The 17,995-nt window shown below is 50.0% G+C and carries 17 protein-coding genes; 7 read left to right on the top strand and 10 right to left on the bottom strand.

Features of this window, described 5'->3' with window-relative positions; genetic code table 11:
* On the top strand, positions 1 to 432 hold a 432-nt coding region (locus DHN43_RS26065; protein WP_199914865.1), incomplete at its 5' end, for a LysR substrate-binding domain-containing protein.
* Positions 433 to 464: 32 nt separating this feature from the next.
* On the opposite strand, the gene DHN43_RS26060 is transcribed toward DHN43_RS26065, so the two are convergent.
* From DHN43_RS26060 to DHN43_RS26045, 4 genes are all read right to left on the bottom strand, one after another.
* Positions 465 to 1,118: a GntR family transcriptional regulator gene (locus DHN43_RS26060; RefSeq protein WP_063288113.1), complete on the bottom strand. Its 654-nt coding sequence runs from the start codon at positions 1,116 to 1,118 to the stop codon at positions 465 to 467.
* Between the two features lie 117 nt (positions 1,119 to 1,235).
* Positions 1,236 to 2,543, bottom strand: a complete 1,308-nt coding sequence (locus tag DHN43_RS26055) for a TRAP transporter large permease (RefSeq protein ID WP_108820599.1) — start codon at positions 2,541 to 2,543, stop codon at positions 1,236 to 1,238.
* A gap of 2 nt (positions 2,544 to 2,545) precedes the next feature.
* Entirely contained in the window at positions 2,546 to 3,088 is a 543-nt protein-coding gene (locus DHN43_RS26050; protein WP_208995636.1) for a TRAP transporter small permease, read from the bottom strand.
* Positions 3,089 to 3,141: 53 nt separating this feature from the next.
* Positions 3,142 to 4,119: a TRAP transporter substrate-binding protein gene (locus tag DHN43_RS26045; RefSeq protein WP_208995635.1), complete on the bottom strand. Its 978-nt coding sequence runs from the start codon at positions 4,117 to 4,119 to the stop codon at positions 3,142 to 3,144.
* Between the two features lie 213 nt (positions 4,120 to 4,332).
* Here DHN43_RS26045 and DHN43_RS26040 point away from each other — a divergent pair, with 213 nt between their 5' ends.
* The 6 genes from DHN43_RS26040 (at position 4,333) to DHN43_RS26015 (ending at position 9,797) form a co-directional block, all read left to right on the top strand.
* Positions 4,333 to 5,292 carry a C-terminal binding protein gene (locus tag DHN43_RS26040; protein ID WP_108820598.1) on the top strand — a complete coding sequence of 320 codons (960 nt, stop codon included), beginning with the start codon at positions 4,333 to 4,335 and terminating at the stop codon, positions 5,290 to 5,292.
* Positions 5,293 to 5,318: 26 nt separating this feature from the next.
* Positions 5,319 to 5,975, top strand: coding sequence for an RraA family protein (locus DHN43_RS26035; protein ID WP_063288110.1), 657 nt, complete (start codon positions 5,319 to 5,321; stop codon positions 5,973 to 5,975).
* Positions 5,976 to 6,030: 55 nt separating this feature from the next.
* Complete coding sequence (locus DHN43_RS26030; protein ID WP_108820597.1) at positions 6,031 to 6,960, top strand: sugar kinase; 930 nt, start codon at positions 6,031 to 6,033, stop codon at positions 6,958 to 6,960.
* Between the two features lie 28 nt (positions 6,961 to 6,988).
* Complete coding sequence (locus tag DHN43_RS26025) at positions 6,989 to 8,185, top strand: L-dopachrome tautomerase-related protein (protein WP_108820596.1); 1,197 nt, start codon at positions 6,989 to 6,991, stop codon at positions 8,183 to 8,185.
* Positions 8,186 to 8,261: 76 nt separating this feature from the next.
* Complete coding sequence (locus DHN43_RS26020) at positions 8,262 to 8,900, top strand: bifunctional 4-hydroxy-2-oxoglutarate aldolase/2-dehydro-3-deoxy-phosphogluconate aldolase (protein WP_063304525.1); 639 nt, start codon at positions 8,262 to 8,264, stop codon at positions 8,898 to 8,900.
* A gap of 30 nt (positions 8,901 to 8,930) precedes the next feature.
* On the top strand, positions 8,931 to 9,797 hold the full coding sequence (locus DHN43_RS26015) for an EamA family transporter (protein ID WP_108820595.1): 867 nt from the start codon (positions 8,931 to 8,933) through the stop codon (positions 9,795 to 9,797).
* A 261-nt stretch (positions 9,798 to 10,058) separates the two neighbouring features.
* Here DHN43_RS26015 and DHN43_RS26010 read toward each other — a convergent pair whose 3' ends face one another.
* The 6 genes from DHN43_RS26010 to DHN43_RS25985 are packed head-to-tail and all read right to left on the bottom strand — an operon-like array spanning position 10,059 to position 17,963.
* Positions 10,059 to 11,972 carry an SWIM zinc finger family protein gene (locus tag DHN43_RS26010; RefSeq protein ID WP_108820594.1) on the bottom strand — a complete coding sequence of 638 codons (1,914 nt, stop codon included), beginning with the start codon at positions 11,970 to 11,972 and terminating at the stop codon, positions 10,059 to 10,061.
* Positions 11,969 to 13,075: a VWA domain-containing protein gene (locus tag DHN43_RS26005; RefSeq protein ID WP_108820593.1), complete on the bottom strand. Its 1,107-nt coding sequence runs from the start codon at positions 13,073 to 13,075 to the stop codon at positions 11,969 to 11,971. Before DHN43_RS26005 ends, DHN43_RS26010 begins: the two co-directional genes overlap by 4 nt.
* Entirely contained in the window at positions 13,072 to 15,429 is a 2,358-nt protein-coding gene (locus DHN43_RS26000; protein ID WP_159096993.1) for a DUF5682 family protein, read from the bottom strand. Before DHN43_RS26000 ends, DHN43_RS26005 begins: the two co-directional genes overlap by 4 nt.
* Entirely contained in the window at positions 15,380 to 16,471 is a 1,092-nt protein-coding gene (locus DHN43_RS25995; RefSeq protein WP_108820591.1) for an ATP-binding protein, read from the bottom strand. Before DHN43_RS25995 ends, DHN43_RS26000 begins: the two co-directional genes overlap by 50 nt.
* Positions 16,465 to 17,220, bottom strand: coding sequence for a DUF4132 domain-containing protein (locus DHN43_RS25990; protein WP_244307022.1), 756 nt, complete (start codon positions 17,218 to 17,220; stop codon positions 16,465 to 16,467). Before DHN43_RS25990 ends, DHN43_RS25995 begins: the two co-directional genes overlap by 7 nt.
* A complete protein-coding gene (locus DHN43_RS25985) occupies positions 17,217 to 17,963 on the bottom strand; it encodes a hypothetical protein (protein WP_108820589.1) in 747 nt (248 codons plus the stop codon). Before DHN43_RS25985 ends, DHN43_RS25990 begins: the two co-directional genes overlap by 4 nt.
* Positions 17,964 to 17,995 lie beyond the last annotated feature (32 nt).

Raw genomic sequence — 17,995 nt, 5'->3', positions numbered from 1 at the left:
GAGCTGGATGTGGTATTCGCCGGACCAGAGGCCTCTGGCGGCAAACAGTTATGGCAGGAGCCGCTGGTCTGGTGCGGGCAGCTGCCTGCGGCTGATAAACCACTGGAACTGATCTTGATGCAGGAACCATGCAGCTATCGCGCTATAGCAATCTCTGCCATGGAAGCCATGGCCTCAGATTGGAAGATCTCAATCACTGCGAACTCCATTCAGGCTGTACAGTCCGCCATAAAAGCGGGGCTTGGAGTTTCCATTCTACCGGCCTCTGCATTGCTGGAGGACATTCCTGTGATTGAGAGCGCCCTACCAGGGCTACCAGTAACTAGCGTCTTAAGTTATTTGTCCGCACAGGAAGAAAATCCACTGGCGCAGCGCTTCATTGATTACTTGCTGTGTTACTTGGAAAAAACAGGAGCCTTACAAGCCACTTAGTTCCATTTATGTGCGGTTATGGAATGGGGAATTTAGTTTTTAAAGCGTAGCAAGATATCACCCCAGTAAGCGCCCTTTTCTGGGAGGATGTGGCTGCGAAGGAGGTTTTTTGCTTCTTGAATGTTGTTGCTTTGCAGGGCCTGGAGGATACTCACGTGCTGTTCATAGGAACGTAACATATGCTGCTCGTTGCTACCCAGATAATTTCTGGCGGTTGCCATCCGCGTAGAAATCAGTGCGTAAGCTTCAACAAAATAAGCGTTGTCGCAAAAATCAATCAGTACCTGGTGAAACTCATTGTCCAGTCCCAGGTATTCAAGCGTGCCGTTGCGTTCCATGCACACACTCATCTTATCCAGTATGTACCGAATGCTCTGGCACAACGCTTTGCAGTTCTTTTCGAAGGAAAGCTGCATAGCCTGAGATTCAATATAGTATCGAAACTCGAGCAGTTCATTGAACTCAGTCTGAGAAAGACTGAAAACGAAGGTGCCACTTTGAGGTTTGATCTGAACGAGACCTTCGCTTTGAAGCCGTTTTACGGCATCACGTATCGGAGCTTTTGTTGCTTCCAGTCGCTTGGCCAGAACAGTTTCAGATAGCTTGCTCCCCATTGGCAACGTGCCATTGATGATCATTTCACGAATGCGTTTGTAAACAACATCTTTGAGCAAATCTTGTGCCATCGGAATCTCAGAAAATGGATCAAAAAAAGAGTGAAGGAAAATACGTATCACCTTCCATCACTCAATTTGCCTTATAATACAATTTGTTATTTTGGCAAAGTTTCCTGTCATCCGTCCTTAATTGAGCAAGGAAGGCAAGAACATCGTCACCTGCGGCAAGTAGGTCACTACCATCAACATCACAAACATCGATAAGAGGAATGGTAAGATCGCCTTAACAAGGCTTTCAAGGGAGACCTCTGCCACGCCAGTTGCAACGAATAGGTTTGCACCCAAAGGCGGCGTACAGAACCCAATTGCAAGATTTACTGTCATGATCACACCAAAATGGACCGGATCTACGCCTAAATGCTGAACAATCGGCAGTAGGATCGGCGTAAAAATGATGATCGACGCAATTGTTTCCATGAACATGCCAACGATCAAAAGCATGATGTTGATGAGTAGCAGAACAATGATCGGATTATCAGAGAGCTGAATAATCATGTCTGCGACTTCCACTGGGATACGTTCCAGCGTGAGCAAACGCCCGAAGGATGCGGCCATAACCACCATGACCAAAACCGTTGCAGATGTCAGACCTGAGTTCAGGAAGACAGAGCCAAGCTCACGGAATTTCAAATCCCGATAAACAATCAGACTAACAAACAGAGCATAGACCACAGCAACGCCGGCTGCTTCAGTCGGCGTAAAGACCCCTCCATATATTCCACCTAGGATGATTACCGGGATAATCAGAGCCCACAGGGAATGCTGGCGCCATCCGGATCGCTTAATGTTCACATCCTTTGTTGCCCGGTCGAGCTGCGAACCTTCATGCGTATTGGGAGTGAAATTTTTGGAGATGATACATCGTGCCACCAGCATGTAACCCAAACCAAAAAGAATTCCCGGAACAATACCTGCAAGGAAGAGTTTCCCGATCGATTGGTTTGCCGTGACACCATAAATGATCAGCGGAATACTTGGGGGGATCATGACGCCGGTGATACCGGCGGCCGCAGTAATTGCTGCGGAGAAGGATCGACGGTACCCGAGGCGCTCCATCTCCGGAATCATGTTAGAGCCGATTGCAGCAACGGTTGCCGGTGAAGAGCCTGAGATAGCAGCAAAAAACATGCTCGCTAAGACATTCACATAGGCCAGACCTGCTTTAAAATGCCCAACCAAAGTATAGGCGGCGCCTACGATGCGCGCGGACAATCCACCGCGTTGCATGACTTCACCTGCCAAAACAAACAGTGGAATGGCAACCAGGGGAAAAGAGTTGCCACCCATGACGGCACTTTTTGCCAGCAGCGTAATGTTCGGCGTATGCGGCAGATATTCGAGGACCACAAGAGATGCGAAGCCGAGGCAAATTGCAACTGGTGCGCCAAGGAAAACCAGCAAAATGAAGGTGCCGAAGAGGGTAAAGGAAACCATTGTCAGTTGCCCCCTGTATTGGAATGAAGTGGAACGGTGGCCTCGGAAGGGCCTTTAAGTGCAATCAGATCCACAATCACGTTCTGAACGAGGCGTAGAGAGCTCAACAAAGCGCCAATTGGCAAGGATGCGTAAAGCCATTGCATACCAACCCGCACATCGGAAAGTGGCCAGTAGAGTACGATGGATGATTGCCTAGTGATGATAGGGCTTGAGACTTGCTTCCAGCCGTATAGAAACAGCTTAACCATGCACCACAGGACTAGCAGATTTGTGATGATGCCAATTATTGCTTTAGCTTTTGGTGGCAGACCATTGATAAGCGCAGTTACACAAATATGACGGCGTGTTTTGAAACCGTAGCTCACCCCCACCCAGATAAACCAAATGAAGCACCACCTGACAAACTCTTCGCTCCACGGCAACGAGCTTGCGAAGATGTAGCGCATAATGACCTGTACAAAGACCCAGAGCACAATATTAAACAACAGGAAGTTTATTAGATAAGCCTCTGCATTCTTCTCGATAAACCTTAGTGATGACATAACCCACCTCTTATCACCCGGCAGGTGGGACCTGCCGGGTCAGCTGTTTATGTTTATTTTTTGAGAGCTTGAATGAGTTTGGCATCGACCAACTCGAAGTATTTGTCGCGAATTGGGGCAGTCACTTTCTGGAACGCGCCAATTTCTGCATCATTCAAACGAGTCACATTTACACCAGCAGCTTCAATCGCTTTTAGTTGGTCCAGCTCTTCGGAGGCGATCACATCCTGTTGGTAGTCGATTGCACGTTTCAAAGCAGAATCGACAAGTTTCCGGTTCTTTTCAGAGAGGTTGTTGTAAAAATCCATGTTGGCCAGAACCATATGTGTTGAGTATACGTGGCCGGACAGTGTCAGGAACTTCTGAACCTCATAAAAGCGTGAAGAATAGATATGCCCAAGAGGGTTTTCCTGGGCATCAACAACACCTTGCTGCAGAGCGGAATAAACCTCATTGAATGACATTGGCGTTGGATTTGCACCCATGGCAGCAAAGGCATCCATATGGGCTTCAACCTGCATAGTACGCAGTTTTACACCTTCAAGGTCTGCAGGTTTTTCTATTGGACCGACATTGCTTGTAATGTTGCGGATGCCATTTTCCATCCAGCCCAGACCCTTGATGCCGAAATCTTCAACGCGGTTAAGCAGCATATCGCCAAACTCGCCGTAAAGAGCATCAAGCGCGTCTGCTCGATTGGCAAAGGTATAAGGGAGACCTGGAACAGAGAAAGCCGGATCCCAACCAGCCATCACTTCAACAACAGGTGCAGTCATATCAATGACACCAGACTGCACTGACTCGGTCAGTTCTCGGTCCCCCCCGATTTGACCATTTGGGAAAATGTCTACCCGTACTTCACCGTCAGATTCAGTTTCGATGATTTCTTTGAATTTAACCCATGCTTTATGCATATGGTAGGTGTCAGCCGCTCCATGCCCCACTTGAATTGTCGTTTCTGCATTAGCCATCCCAGCGAAAGAGACGGAACACGCTAAAGCAACAAACATTGCTGTCTTCTTCAAAAACATAACAACACTCCCAATTAACATTTCAGTTATGTTATCTATATTTTTCTGAAATCTCAGATATTCAAGCGTAAATTTACGTATCACGACATTATCCACAACGAATACGCGGCGTAAATCACAAATTTGCCTGTGTGTTATATTTTTCACTTGCCAATTTTTTAATCTCGATCTTTCTTATATCTCATAACTAACATGTCACTTTTGGGGCAGATAATGAAAAAGATCGTGGTCATTGAGCCAGGTTACCTGAGCTATGAAGAAGAAGAGACGGTACTTCAGCAATACAACGCGAAGATTGTCGCACTACCGATTGGAACTGACCGATCTAAAATCGAGACTGAAATCATAGATGCAGATGCTGTCTTGGTACGCGAAGCACAGATTGATGCTGAGTTAATTTCACTCATGAAGCGCTGTCAGATCGTTGTTCGTTATGGAGTTGGTGTAGATAACATTGACCTGAAAGCAGCAAAGGACAAAGGGATCTACGTCGCTAACGTACCCGATTACGGGTCCGAAGACGTTGCTGAGCATGCCGTCTCACTCATGCTTTCCGCTACACGTAGAATTCCGAGCCGCGATCAAGATGTACGTTCCGGAAGATGGGGGGTTGGCCAAGCTGAACCAATGGTCCGCATGGCTGGGAAAACACTCGGCATCGTGGGGTTTGGTCGTATTGCTCGATGTTTTGCGCAAAAGACTGAAGGCCTTGGTTTCTCACGTACTCTGGTAGCCGATCCTGCATTATCTGTCGAAGCGGCTCTGGAAGCGGGCGTAGATCTCGTCAGCCTCCAGACGCTTTGCGCAGAAGCAGACTTCATCTCACTCCATGCTCCCCTGAACGCCAAAACCAGACACATGATTGATGCTGAGATTTTGGGCAAAATGAAGCCAAATGCGGTGCTTGTAAACACAGGCCGCGGTGGGTTGGTTGATGAAGATGCTCTTCACGATGCCTTGAAGAACAAGAAGATTTTCGCTGCGGCCATTGACGTTTTCGAGCAAGAGCCCGTGCGCAAGGACCATCCTCTGCTCACCCTGCCAAACACCATCTGCACAGATCACACCGCTTGGTTCACTGAAGAATCCGTCGTCGAGCTCCAACATAAAGCAGCTGTTGAAGTGCTGCGTGTGTTCGACGGAGAGCAACCCAAGAACTGGGTCAACTCGTAAGTTCCTCCAAACTGAAGGCTAGTTCCATGTACAGCAAAGATATTATCGAAGGCTACCGTGCCATTTTCTCCACCGCATCCATCGCGGATGCATGTGATCAACTCATTGGCGAAACGATGTTCCTGCCATTCAGCATTAAAAATCGTATCAACGAGAAGAAAATTGTCGGTCCGGCTGTAACCATCCTCGAAGATGTAACACAAGAGAAACTCCCTCCTCAGCACGCCCTTGATGCAATTGATGAGTCCGAGGAAGGGTCCGTTATTGTAATCACCGGCTGCGAAGCTCTGGAAACAGTTGCAGTCTGGGGTGGTTTGATGACCGCAGGTGCCGTTGCAAACAAGCATGAAGGCGCTGTTCTGAATGGTGGGTTGCGCGATATTGCAGAAATTCGCCGTGACTATGACTTCCCTGTCTACTCGAAAACTGTAACTCCAGGTACCACGCTTGGTCGCTTCAAAACTATTGATGCCAACAAACCTGTCGAGATTGGCGGCGTAACCATCAACCCAGGTGATCTGATCATTGGTGATGTTGATGGTGTTGTATGCGTTCCAAAAGACAAAGTTGAAGCTGTCCTAGAACTCTCCAAGTCCATTGATGAACGTGAACTTGAGCAAGCCAAGTTGATCATCGACTCCGGCTCTCTACGCGATGGACTGGCCAAGTACGGCCGCATCTAATTTTCTTAGATCATAGCGGTGGCTTATCAGGAGCCACCGCATTTTGGAGTACCCTATGTCCATCGATATTGTTTCTTTTGGTGAACCTCTTCTGGAGTTTAGTCAGCTTCCGGGTCAGGACAAACCGGTTTCCTATCTCAGCGGTTATGGTGGCGACACGTCCAACTTTGCGGTTAGCGCAGCGCGCCAGGGTGCCAAAGTCGCGATGTTTGCTCATCTTGGTTCAGATGTGTTCGGTGATCAGTTTGTTGATCTCTGGAATGCGGAAGGGGTCTTGACTGACTGGATCCAACGCCACCCAACCGCGCCAACTGGTATCTACTTCATCTCACACGATGAGCGCGGCCATCACTTCACCTTTTATCGTGAAGGTTCGGCAGCCTCTCTTGTATCACCAACTGATCTGCCCGAGGACCTGATCGCCGACGCTAAACTCTTGCACACATCAGCGATCACACATGCCATCAGCAATGGCTCTTGCGATGCAGTGTTTGCGGCCATTGAACTGGCGAAAAAACACAATACGTTGGTTTCTTTTGACACCAACTTACGCCTCAAACTATGGACTTTGGATCGCGCACGGGCGGTTATTCATGAAACGGCTCGCCACGTCGACTTTTGCATGCCGAGCCTTGATGAAGCGCGGCTGCTGACGGGGCTCAATGATGCAAACGAAATTGCGGACTTCTACCTGAATCTTGGTGCAAAAACCGTTGTGCTCAAGATGGGGCCAGAAGGTGCAATGGTCGCAACTACCGGTGAACGCTTCACAGCAAAAGGCCACAAGGTTGAGACTGTTGACGCGACCGGTGCTGGAGACTGTTTTTCCGGTGCATTTTTCAGTCAGATTGTTGCTGGAAAAACCCCACAAGAGGCGCTGGTTTATGCCAACTGCGCTGCAGCGCTGACCACAACAGGATACGGCGCAGTTGTGCCAATTCCTACTGCGGCACAAGTCGCAGCTTTTCAAGAAAACATTTCATAAAGCGGACTTCTAAGGAAAGGGAGAACCCATGAAGATCGTCTCAAAGCTGCTTGGTGCAGCTGTACTTTCACTTGTTGCATCTACAGCATTGGCTGGTCCAAAACTGGAAATCGTTACTGAATGGAACTCACTTCCTTACGAAGTACAGGATACACAAGTAAGAACCACCTGGGAGAACAGTAAGCTTTTCGGCAAATCTCTGATGCAGGGCGTAAAAGTCGACAGGCAAAGCAATTTGTATGTGTCAACTGCTCGCTGGGGTGGCCCAGAGATCCCGGCAACGCTTTCTAAATTGAAAGATACCTCGGAAGGAAAAGTGCTTGTTCCATATCCCTCTGAGGAAATGAACAGCATGGATAATGCGAAGGGGTTAAAAGCTGTTCTTGGCTTTGAGATTGATCGCAACAACATCATGTGGATTCTGGATCAGGGGCATGTTGCAGGTCAGCCAAGTAAAGCTGGTGATGAGAAGCTTGTTCTTTGGGACATTGATAAGGATCAAGAAGTTCAACGTTATGAGTTCAGTGAAAAAGACAGTAATCGTAAGTGCTCTTTCCTGAATGATCTTGCCATCGATAACGATAGCGGCTTTGCTTACATCACCGATTCAGGAATCTTCTGTCAGCCCTTGGATGGCGGCTTGATTGTCTATGACAGTAATACAAATACAGCGCGCCGGGTTCTTGCTGGTACCAAGTTCACCAATAACGAGAAGAACTTCTTCTTCAACATCAATGGTGAACCAGTACTCTCCAAAAATCCTATGCTAACAGGTGCTGACGGTATCGCTCTGTCTGGTGATAGAAAGACCCTTTACTGGACTAATCTGACCGGTAACACGCTGTATGCTATCGAGACCGCTTTGCTGCGTGATTTCAGCCGTTCTGAAGATGTGCTGCAAGCAAGTGTTCGTGTTGTGACTACTCTACCTTCCAACACTGATGGCATGACTGCCGACCGGGATGGAAACCTTTACATGACAGGCCTGACACTCAACGGACTCATGCATCGTGATGCTGAAACCGGTGACGTCACTCGTCTCGCCTATGACAAAACCATGGTTTGGCCAGATACATTGGCATGGGGACCGAATGGCGATCTTTATATCACATCCAACAATCTGCACACTTGGGTGGATGGGAATATGAACTTTGAGAACCCTGAAACCTCTAATTTCAAGATCTGGCGTTTGAAGGTCGGCAAGAAATCTTACTTGCAGCCTTAATAGGGACAAATGCCAGCAAGTTCAGGGGGAGTTTTTCTCCTGAACTTGGCCCCCCAAAAAAAACTCTGGAACCGAAATGAACAGTAAAGTCCGTGTACTGGAAGCCTATAAAGTCGTTCCAGTCATTCAAATCTCATCACTTGAGCAAGTCAAACCTCTGGCTGAGCAACTGATTGTCAATGACCTACCCGTCGCTGAAGTAACTTTGCGAACGAAACCCGCTCTCGCATCCCTCGAAGTCTTTGCAAAAGAATTCCCAGAGCTTCTTTTGATTGCGGGCACAGTCCTGAACAGTCAGCAAGCTCGCTCTGCATCTAATGCGGGCGCTTCGATGATTGTTTCTCCAGGTTTCAATCCTCAAACTATAAGTTACTGCCTTAATAACGATTTGGATGTCATTCCTGGCGCTATGACGCCAGGTGAGATGGAACAGGCACTTGATCTTGGGCTGAAAACGCTGAAGTTTTTTCCCGCAGAAGCAGCAGGCGGTATCAAAATGCTCAAGTCAGTCTCAGCTCCTTACAAAGACCTTCGCTTTATGCCGACTGGTGGCATTCATCCCGCGAACGTCAACGATTACCTCGCACTATCTTCCGTCATCTGTTGCGGTGGTTCATGGATGGTGGATCCTAAGTTAATGGCAACTCATGATTGGCCGGAAGTTGGGCGCCTGATACGTCATGCCCGTGCTCTGACTAGCAACATAGCCGACTAGTTTCCGATAAGTTACTGGGGATCCAAAATTATGGATGTAGGGCTAACTGCCAGTATAACAGGTGCTTTCTGTCAGGCTCTCAACTATGTATTGACACAGAAATGCCAGGATAACGTCAATGCCACAGGTACTCAGATCATCATTGCCGTACATATCGGGATGGGCATAATAGCAGCAATCCCGTTTATTGGTTTTCAGCTCTGGAGCACTGTGTCCTTTGATCATGTAGTTCCGCTGCTTATGGTCAACATCCCCTATATCGGTGCACAAGTTTTATTTCTGGCAGCACTCCAGAAAAGCGGAGCCTCTATAATCTCTCCTCTGCTTACTCTAAAAATACCAATTCTAGCAGCACTCGGCTTCGTGTTGCTGGGTGATACGCTAAACCTTCAGCAATTATTTGCGGTGTTGGGCATTCTTGTTCTTGCTATTTGCCTTTCCAAAAGCGCAGGAAAGATCGATTGGGTGCCTCTACTTCTGATCTCACTTGCATGCTTGGGATATGCCATCTCAGATCACTCGATCACCCAATACTCGAAATCTTTGCAGAATTTTTCCGAGTTAGATCAGGTATGGGTTACTGTCTCAATCAACTATCTGTTCTGTGGGTTGATCTGCCTCATCTCGGCACTTCCATGCAAGGTTGATCACCACCTCGTCTTTAAATGCAAATGGATTTCCGTCACTTGGTTGATGGCTGTTACACTGCTGGTTCTTGGCTTCAAAAGCAGCGGTGTGTTACAAGCCAATGTCGCACAATCCCTTCGAGGTGTTTTTGGCGTCGCCCTCGCCTACATATTCCTCCGCACAACACCTGCTCCCTCAACTCTATCACCACCACGAAAACTATCGATTGCAGCAGGAATGATCGTCGCTGTTGCTTTATTTTTCTCTTGAAGCCAATAGAGAACCCCTAATATTGGTGCTCACAAGCGAAACGAATGGCTTCAACGGTCACGTCGCAACAAATCGATCAAAATCAACTCATGATTGAAACGTGCTCTGGCCGAGTGTTCCTAGAATAGGGCCGTATGTCAGCTATTGGTCAAAGCTGTACTTTCGCACCTGCAGCAAACGGCAAAAAAGTTAGCTCTACTTATCTAATTTCAGTAGCGTGGCAGGACACTTGGGGGGGGGCTTTTTGGGTGCGTGTTTTTGTTACTTTCCAATAAGACTGTCATTTAGCAACGCTGCACGTCGGATTAGCACAACCTTCCAGCAGAGTTTTAAAACCGCCTGGCGGTCTTGTAGCTCTACTTGGGAAAGGGTCCTAGCAAGATTGGTCAAGCCTAACTCCTCTGCTTTTTGCACTAATTCCGCAAATTTCTTAGCATCCTCAGGAGCGGAAAAGCCATCACACAGGGCCTGCAAGGTCTCAAAGGAAAAAGCGCTTAGCTGATTAGAAAACAAGGGGCGCTGCGTCGAGCGCATGACTTTGTGTACCTGTCCGCGAAACTTTTGCCAGTTGGTGATCTTGGTCCAAGCTTCAGGTGGACCCTCTGCAGTTACATTCCAGATCTCGAATGGTGCTTTAGCGTATAGACTGATAAGCCGAAAAAAGACGCCCTCTCCCTCCGGTACCCCTTCAATCAACGCACCTTGAATATTATGCTGCCAGTTACAAAGTAGTTGTCCTACTTGTTTATCCGGCACATTTAGTTTCAGTTCGTGGCCTTCAGCATCGTGGACATCGACCTTATAGCACTGGTTAATTTCATCAAAGTAAGGTGCAGTAGCGGATGCAAACCAGATTAAAGAGGGCTCGGGGCGATACATCATGCGCAGCCCAATGCCCATTCGGCGTACTAGATCAGCCCGCATTCGCTGCCAATCTGCAAAGAATGGCAAGCTTTCCAGCCTCAACGGGTTTGGGTCAGGTGCCACTTGAAGCTGCCTTGGCAGGATACCATCCTCTGAGATGCGGGGTTCTCGAAAATGAAGAACTTTACCGGGCATTTGTGAGGGAGCTAATCCCTGCCACCAGGACTGCTCAAAGGCTTTGTCTATTGAAAAAGTGATATCTGAGCCTGCAGCACGCGCAGGGCCAGAAGATAAAAAGCGCTCCCCATCCCATCCGTATATCGTTAAGCCCCGTGCCCCTGCTGGTGTGCGCCACTTACTCACGCCAAGAATTGCAAGCTCAAACGGCTCAGCAGGTTGATAATCACGCCGTAATTGCCCTGTCAGCAACGGGTCATCCGGTGCTATCACTAGCGCCCTGATCAGGGCGTAACACGCTGACAATTCGGTCAGATAGACAACAGGATCTGCGTTGGGAGCATGAGTTGCAAGCTGGCCTGCATGCATTGCAGCACCGCGCAACATAGCCGCCAGCCGTGGCACAGCGTCAGCCCGAGCAGAAATGGCAAGATCGTTCAGCCTGTCTTGCGCCAACAGCGGATTGCCTTTCAAGCCATGCTGTAATGCGCTGCATACCGCTGCACCGGCATTCTCCAGAAGTTTGGGATCTACTTGGGCCTGTACTTCCTCAACATCTGGAAGGTCGTGTTTGCACAATACGAGAGCCGCAGCTGCAACGGTTCGCTTGCGCCGACCTTCTGTGCCTTTAAACATGGCCGCGCGAAGCCCACCTCCGGCAAGGAAGGTCACCGGACCTGAGGCCGCCTGAAGCCTGACGACACAGCTGTTGTCATTTGATGTGGGTACCGCACCTTTAGATAAAGCCGCGATGCGCAGGGCCTGTGGCCAGTCGCCCCCGGCAAACCGTTCGATCTCATCTAGCGACAGTTTTGAAATTTCTGAATAGGCCGAGATCTTATCTGCACTAGTCTCTGGTTCAATCGTACCGCGCAAGTGCAGCACGGCCATCAAGATATGCTTGCAAACACCGGTGGCTGAACAGCCACACTGCGCCTTGGCGGGGCCACCCTTATCCAACTCCACCTGATAGGATTCAATCTGCAGAACGGCGCTCTCAGCGGTCACCTCCACGTTCTCAATTGTGTCCGGTTTGGTGAGCCCAGCTTTTGCCCGCCGCAACAGCCCCGGCGAGGCTATCGCTACCAGCGCTTTGTCATCCTGCGCGAGAAGCGTCTCATGAAATGTGCTCACATTATCACCTCAGCCAGCCAATCGGCAAAGAATTCAGGAGACATGGCACCTATCTGCATGCCCAGTGCACCCGCTTCCCCAGCCAGCTGTTCATTATACCAAACCTGGCCGGTATTATCTAAAGCGGGCAATCCCAACTGGAGAACCCGGCTTTCTGTTAACCGGGCAACAACGCCCAGCATCTCGCGCTCGCTACCACCTTCAAAAAAGTCTGTAACCAAAGCAAAGATTGTGCGTGTTGGATTGCTGATCAGCGTTTCGCAATATCGCATGGCCTGACCGATGTTCGTGCCGCCCCCCAACTGGACCGACAGAAGGGTTTCAATCGGATCTGTCAACTTGTAGGTTACATCAACCACAGAGGTATCAAAGAGGACCATTTTCACTCTGACATCAGGCAAGCCAGAGAGGATCGCGGCAAGCACAGCAGCGTGAATGACGCTATCAGTCATGGAGCCACTCTGGTCGACGCACAAGACCACGGTCCAAGGCAACCGCCGCTTGACCCGCGAGTTAAAACGTAACTTCTCTGCTATAATGCGTTGGCGCTCTGGATCATACCGCAACATGTTTTCTTGCAGTGTCGTGCGCCAGTCGAAATTTGCCGCTGAAGCCATATTTGACCGCATAAACCGATTGCGTTTACCAGAAAAAGCTTTATCTACACGCGATCTTAAGCGCTCCATGATCTGGTTGATCACCTCTTGGGCGAGGGCTCGCAACTGAGCTTTCAATGCTTCAGGGGCCCGTCCATGAAATCTGAGCAGTGCAGGCAGTAACTCCTGCCGGGGTTCAATTTGAGCAAGGACCTGCGGATCATTCAAAAGCTCATTCAGCTGGTAGCGGCTGATAGCGTCTTGCTGCAAACGATCGCAAACACTACCGGGAAACAACTTGCGGGCTTTGCCCAGCCAATCAAGGGCAGACATCTGCGTTGGATCCAAACTTCCCTGACGGCCATGTAGCCCGCGCCCTACATACTCGCGGCCATAAAGATAGTCGAGCGCCTCATCCATGCGCTCTTCGTGCCTGTTTAATGTTCCCAGCCTGTCTTGCGCATAACGGCCAAGGACCAAGCGCCAGCGGCGTGCAGGCTCACTCATATGTCCTCCTCCAACAGTCCGTCCTGCCGCAACGCCTCTAGCATTTGCCGTTGCGCTGCCACTCCCAAGGCAAGGTCACGTTCGGTGAACTGCGAGATAAGGGAGCCTCCTGCCAGTCCTTTATGGTGGCAGGCGAGCTTGTCAGCTAAGCGATCAGTTTCCCGTGGGTTTAGCCTTGAGAATGCGCGGCGTAGGATCGGGAGCAAGGAAAGAAAACCGTCTTCACTTATCGAAATAACGAAGTTATCCACCGCTTCCATAATGGCCTTATTAAGCCACAACAGTTCTGGAGCGGTATTGATCATGCCCTTGAGAACGCCCGCTTTGTCGTCAGTCTCCAACGCAGCCCCTTGAAAATTGCCCTGCAAAGCTGCGACCAGCTGCTCTTGTGGCAGGAGACCAGCACGTAAAGCCAACGCAAGGGCAGCACCAGTAATCTCAAAAGGAGCTTTGGCGTTGCCCAGTCGGCTCATTGCATCATCAAATAACTGCCGGTCCAGAGCCCTGCCTTCATCTGCATCCAACAAATCAGAGACTGAACGCAGTACTGTCACAACATTGTCGATCATATCCTCAGGCACATGAGGCAAGTCATCTGCCAGATAGAGCAGGCGGGCATAAACAGCTTGCAACAGCTTAGAGAGCTGCAGGTCATCCGGTGGCCGCATGGGGCCGCGGGTGTGGCACAAAGCATAAAGATATTGCAGTGCTTGCCCAATTTCAGCAAAACTACCGGAACGACCCATATCCTTTGCAAACGCTTCAACAAAGGGGGTAAGTTGATCTTGCAGTCCGACACGAATGCCATGTCCCAACAGTTGAAGCTGCACACTTAGGTCATTTTCCCGCAGCTTCCAAATCTGTGCCAGACAAGCGGCAGTTACTGTATCACCAACCCCATTGGCCGCCAACTCAACCAAACGGGTTTCAACCAGTGGTGACCATGCATAGGCCCATTCTTCAAATAGCAAACCTGTCCCATACCCGTTTGCATAATCAGGCCCTTTTTCCATTACTGCAAAGCCTGTATCGAGCAGTTGCATTGCATGCAGAAAGCGTGAGGTGGCTAGATGGGCGGTCTTGCGATAAATATCAAAGGAACGACGTTTGGTCAGCGAATCTGAAATTTTCAGCCGATGGGCAACAGCACGCTTGCGTGCATCCTCCACAAGTGGCAGGGCGGAAACACCACGGGGTACTGATCCCAAGGCTGAACCGTGCCAATGCCGGCGTAACCGCTCACTCCACGGTTCCCGGTAGGATACTTCCCCCTTCGTCAGAGCTGCAAGTACACCGTCAAATAGATCGTGACGCAAAACAGCACGACGACCGCGCATTGAGGCAAGTGTTTCGGCCATTCGCAGGGTTTCAACCTTCGCTGGCAGAGAAACAGGATGCCCCTTATCTGCCATAGCAACAGTAAAGTCCTGTATGAGCTCTGTGGTAAGTGACCGCCAATCAGGCACCCCGTTTGCCTGTTCTGCGGCCTGCCACAGCGCCGCGTAATAACCGGGCTGTCTTAGTCCTGCGGCATAACCAGAGAGCGCATCCATTGCAGCATGGCTATAGCGGATCAGATAGCTATCTTTTAGCGGTGGAGTTTTTATGGAACGACCACTGGGATGGGTGAGAGCTGGGGCATGAAACCCACCGACAACAGCAACCACCTTGCCACTTTGCATGGCGTCAGCGATGTTACATGCCATTGTCTTTTCGCGCTTATTGTACCCACGACCAATGATTTCTTCATTAGGCGTCGTTGCGCGAAGACCAGCGCAATAAGCCCCAACATCATGCAGAAACGCCTGCCAGTCGTTTTCCCCTAATCGAGTTTCGAAGAGATGATCCCAAAGTTCAAAGCCATCACGACAGTCCAAGCGGTTGCATAGGGCACGCACATAATCTCCATCGTCAAACGGGGCTTCATCATTCAGGGGAACAGGCTGAGACCCATTGTCTTGTCCTTTGAATAAATTATCTGAAGGCAGGTCTATGAAGCGGGCAGTTGCACCAACTTTACGCGCTGTCATCATTGCCACATATTCTGGGCTGTGCGCACAAAACGGCGCGTAGACTGCTTGCCCATCACGCAGCATAACGGCTGCAACAGGTGGTTGGGTCGCCGGATCACGTATCCCATCGATCAAAGGTGTCAGGTCGCAAGGCCCCTCGATCAACACATAATCAGGGCGCACTTCTTCTATCATGGCACGAACCGCCCAAGCACATGCGGGGGAGTGGTGCCGGATTGGCGCGATCCATAATCCCTGTTCTGGCTGGAACAAGGGCAGGTCAAAGGGATGATCAGATTGCATCGTCTTCGCACGCAGCTTTGTGGAAGGCTGCCCAGGCACGACTACCCCTCGCGCGTTCTTTAGCTATATGATTTGTATAGGCTCTCAGCTTTCGAGCGTCTTCAGGATCATCCTTAAACGCCACACCACGCAATTGTCTTGCGACCTGTGCGCCAGTCACTGCCCCGCCATCCAGGTAGGTTGCAGCAAGAATGGCTGCATGAGCAGTGTTCACAGCTTCAGCTGTTGACATGACTGAACTGGGAACAGGAACGGTTGCGCCTTCCCTCGTTACCCCACTGCGCAAGTCTCGAAAAACCGTGACAACCAGATCCAGAACATCCTCTGACAAGTCACTCATCACCCCGTGACCATCCATACGCTCTGCGAGCTGGAGGGAAATCAGGCGTTTTTCAAACTCCGCGTCGGCAATCGGCTGTACGGTTTCAAAGTTGAAGCGGCGTTTCAATGCGCTCGACATGTCATGAACGCCTCGGTCGCGCAGGTTGGCTGTTGCAATTACATTAAATCCGGGAGCTGCGCGAAACTCTACTTGTGGGCCCAGTTCAGGCACCGCAACAGTTTTTTCTGACAGAAGCGAGATCATGGCATCCTGCACTTCCGGCGCACAGCGCGTAAGTTCCTCAATGCGAGCAATACGCCCTTCACGCATGGCCGTTAAGAGCGGTGAGGGGATCATCGCACGCTCGCTGGGACCCTCTGCCAATAGCAGCGCATAATTCCAGCCATAGCGCAAATGATCCTCAACAACACCAGCTGAGCCTTGAACCACCAACGTTGATGAACCGCCAATTGCTGCGGAGAGCAACTCAGACAACATCGATTTTGCCGTACCGGGCTCACCGACCAGCATTAAACCTTGTTGTCCCATCAAGGAGACGATTGCGCGATCGACCAGTCCATCATCACCAAAGAACTTCTGAGACACTCCAAGGGATGTGTCACCTAAAACAAACCGCCTGACAGCCCGTGGCGATAAGAGCCACCCTGTTGGTTTTGGTGCATCATCAGCTTGGGCAAGAGCCTTCAGCTCACCCTCAAACTTCACTTCAGCAGGTGCACGTTGAACGGCCTCTACCACGGGCAAACCCTTTCCCACTTAGGGTCAAAACTGGCTTTTTGAGCGATCTGATGTAAATCCGCCCAACACTCTGCCAACAGAACAGGTGGTATCTTGCCAAGTTGCAGCTTTTGATCAGAACCATAACCACGGGATTGCCCTGCTGCCAGTTTCTCGAAGGTCAAGCTCTTGAGGGCGACTGGGATGTTTTCCTGCGCTACATGGTTTCCTGTAAACTCAAGTACAGCGATAATACCAACGCCTCCAAAATGACGCGTGTAGCAATCGAACCCGCCGCCATCAAGTGCGTCACCACGTTCATATCCCGCACGGGCTGCCGCACTGCGTAGCGTAAAAGCATCATAAACCCACCCCAGACGATCATCGATTGTAGTTTTCTTTTGCATTTCGTCAGGCAGCAATGACAAGTCCTTACGAACCTGATGAAACAGTGGCTTGACTTCATAATCAATCATATGAGTGCGCCAAGTTGCTGCTGCTTCTTTGCTTAATGTTGAGGCATGTGCCAAACGTAGCTTTGCAAAACTGTTAATCTGAACATCTTCATCACTGCTATCGATGAATTCTCCCTCTGCGGTTGGGCGGAAGGCGTCCCCCTCTTTGCCGTCTTCATCCAAACCCTGCCAAACCAACCGTTCAACGAGCTTCCGCATCAAAGGGTGGCTATGGAAGTCTGTCTTCCAATCATCAACCAGCCAGTCACGCCCACAACACATAGCCTCAAAAAGCCTGTTTGACTGAAAGCTTATCGCTTGTTTGATCTCTTTCTTGGCCGTAGATAGGGCTTTTTTGCAGCTTTCGTGTCATCATCCGTGCCAGAAGGCAGTGATTTTACAATTTTGCCTGCGGGGTTGAACAAGGTGAGGCCAAGCTTTTCATCAAGCTTTGCCACATAGAGTTTGGCGCCACCAGAGCAAGGCAGTTCAAGACTGCCATCATCTTCCAGCCCACCTGTTGGCACGGTGCGATCAGCCAGCTGGTCCATGCTCCAGTCATAACGTTCAGCCACAGCCTCCACCATCTCGTTTGCTTTGGCCTGTACCCCTTTTTGCCGTAACCGTGTCGCCGCCGCAATAACCACCTGCAATGACAGCGCGTCACCTTTCGCCGCCATCAGCTCTAAAAGGGCCGTTGACTGGCTGGTACGCCCTCCATGTTTGCGCAGGTAAGACCTGACCTTAGCAACCGCATGAGCAGGTGGCACCTTGCAGGCAAGCGCTAACAGTCCTTTAGACTTAGCACCTGAATTAGGGGTTTCGCTCAATAAACGCCGACGGAAGTATTCCAGCTTCTGCTCATCCGTCCAGTCTTTTCCTTCCGGGTACTCATACTTCCAATAACTGTCCGAATGCGATGCCAACCTTTTGGCTTCAGCTTCAACATATTCGTGTGGAGGGGAAGCTGTATCGTAAGCAATCCATGCATCGAACAACCAGCTAGAAAACTGCACTGCATCTTCTGGCTTTAACTGATCCAGATAAAGGTCAAACAACGATGTCTCGGCAGGAGCTCTTAGTTTGACTG

Origin of the sequence: Pseudovibrio sp. Alg231-02 (assembly GCF_900143565.1) — a bacterium.
In the GTDB taxonomy this organism is placed as follows: domain Bacteria; phylum Pseudomonadota; class Alphaproteobacteria; order Rhizobiales; family Stappiaceae; genus Pseudovibrio.
The sequence above is the reverse complement of the archived record's forward strand: the minus strand, read 5'-3'. Positions and strand labels throughout refer to the sequence as shown.

Bases quoted from the DNA above. Each gene is read 5' to 3' on its own strand.
- DHN43_RS26060 (WP_063288113.1), bottom strand. From the start codon at position 1,118: ATGGCACAAGATTTGCTCAAAGATGTTGTTTACAAACGCATTCGTGAA.
- DHN43_RS26055 (WP_108820599.1), bottom strand. From the start codon at position 2,543: ATGGTTTCCTTTACCCTCTTCGGCACCTTCATTTTGCTGGTTTTCCTT.
- DHN43_RS26050 (WP_208995636.1), bottom strand. From the start codon at position 3,088: ATGTCATCACTAAGGTTTATCGAGAAGAATGCAGAGGCTTATCTAATA.
- DHN43_RS26045 (WP_208995635.1), bottom strand. From the start codon at position 4,119: ATGTTTTTGAAGAAGACAGCAATGTTTGTTGCTTTAGCGTGTTCCGTC.
- DHN43_RS26040 (WP_108820598.1), top strand. From the start codon at position 4,333: ATGAAAAAGATCGTGGTCATTGAGCCAGGTTACCTGAGCTATGAAGAA.
- DHN43_RS26035 (WP_063288110.1), top strand. From the start codon at position 5,319: ATGTACAGCAAAGATATTATCGAAGGCTACCGTGCCATTTTCTCCACC.
- DHN43_RS26030 (WP_108820597.1), top strand. From the start codon at position 6,031: ATGTCCATCGATATTGTTTCTTTTGGTGAACCTCTTCTGGAGTTTAGT.
- DHN43_RS26025 (WP_108820596.1), top strand. From the start codon at position 6,989: ATGAAGATCGTCTCAAAGCTGCTTGGTGCAGCTGTACTTTCACTTGTT.
- DHN43_RS26020 (WP_063304525.1), top strand. From the start codon at position 8,262: ATGAACAGTAAAGTCCGTGTACTGGAAGCCTATAAAGTCGTTCCAGTC.
- DHN43_RS26015 (WP_108820595.1), top strand. From the start codon at position 8,931: ATGGATGTAGGGCTAACTGCCAGTATAACAGGTGCTTTCTGTCAGGCT.
- DHN43_RS26005 (WP_108820593.1), bottom strand. From the start codon at position 13,075: ATGAGTGAGCCTGCACGCCGCTGGCGCTTGGTCCTTGGCCGTTATGCG.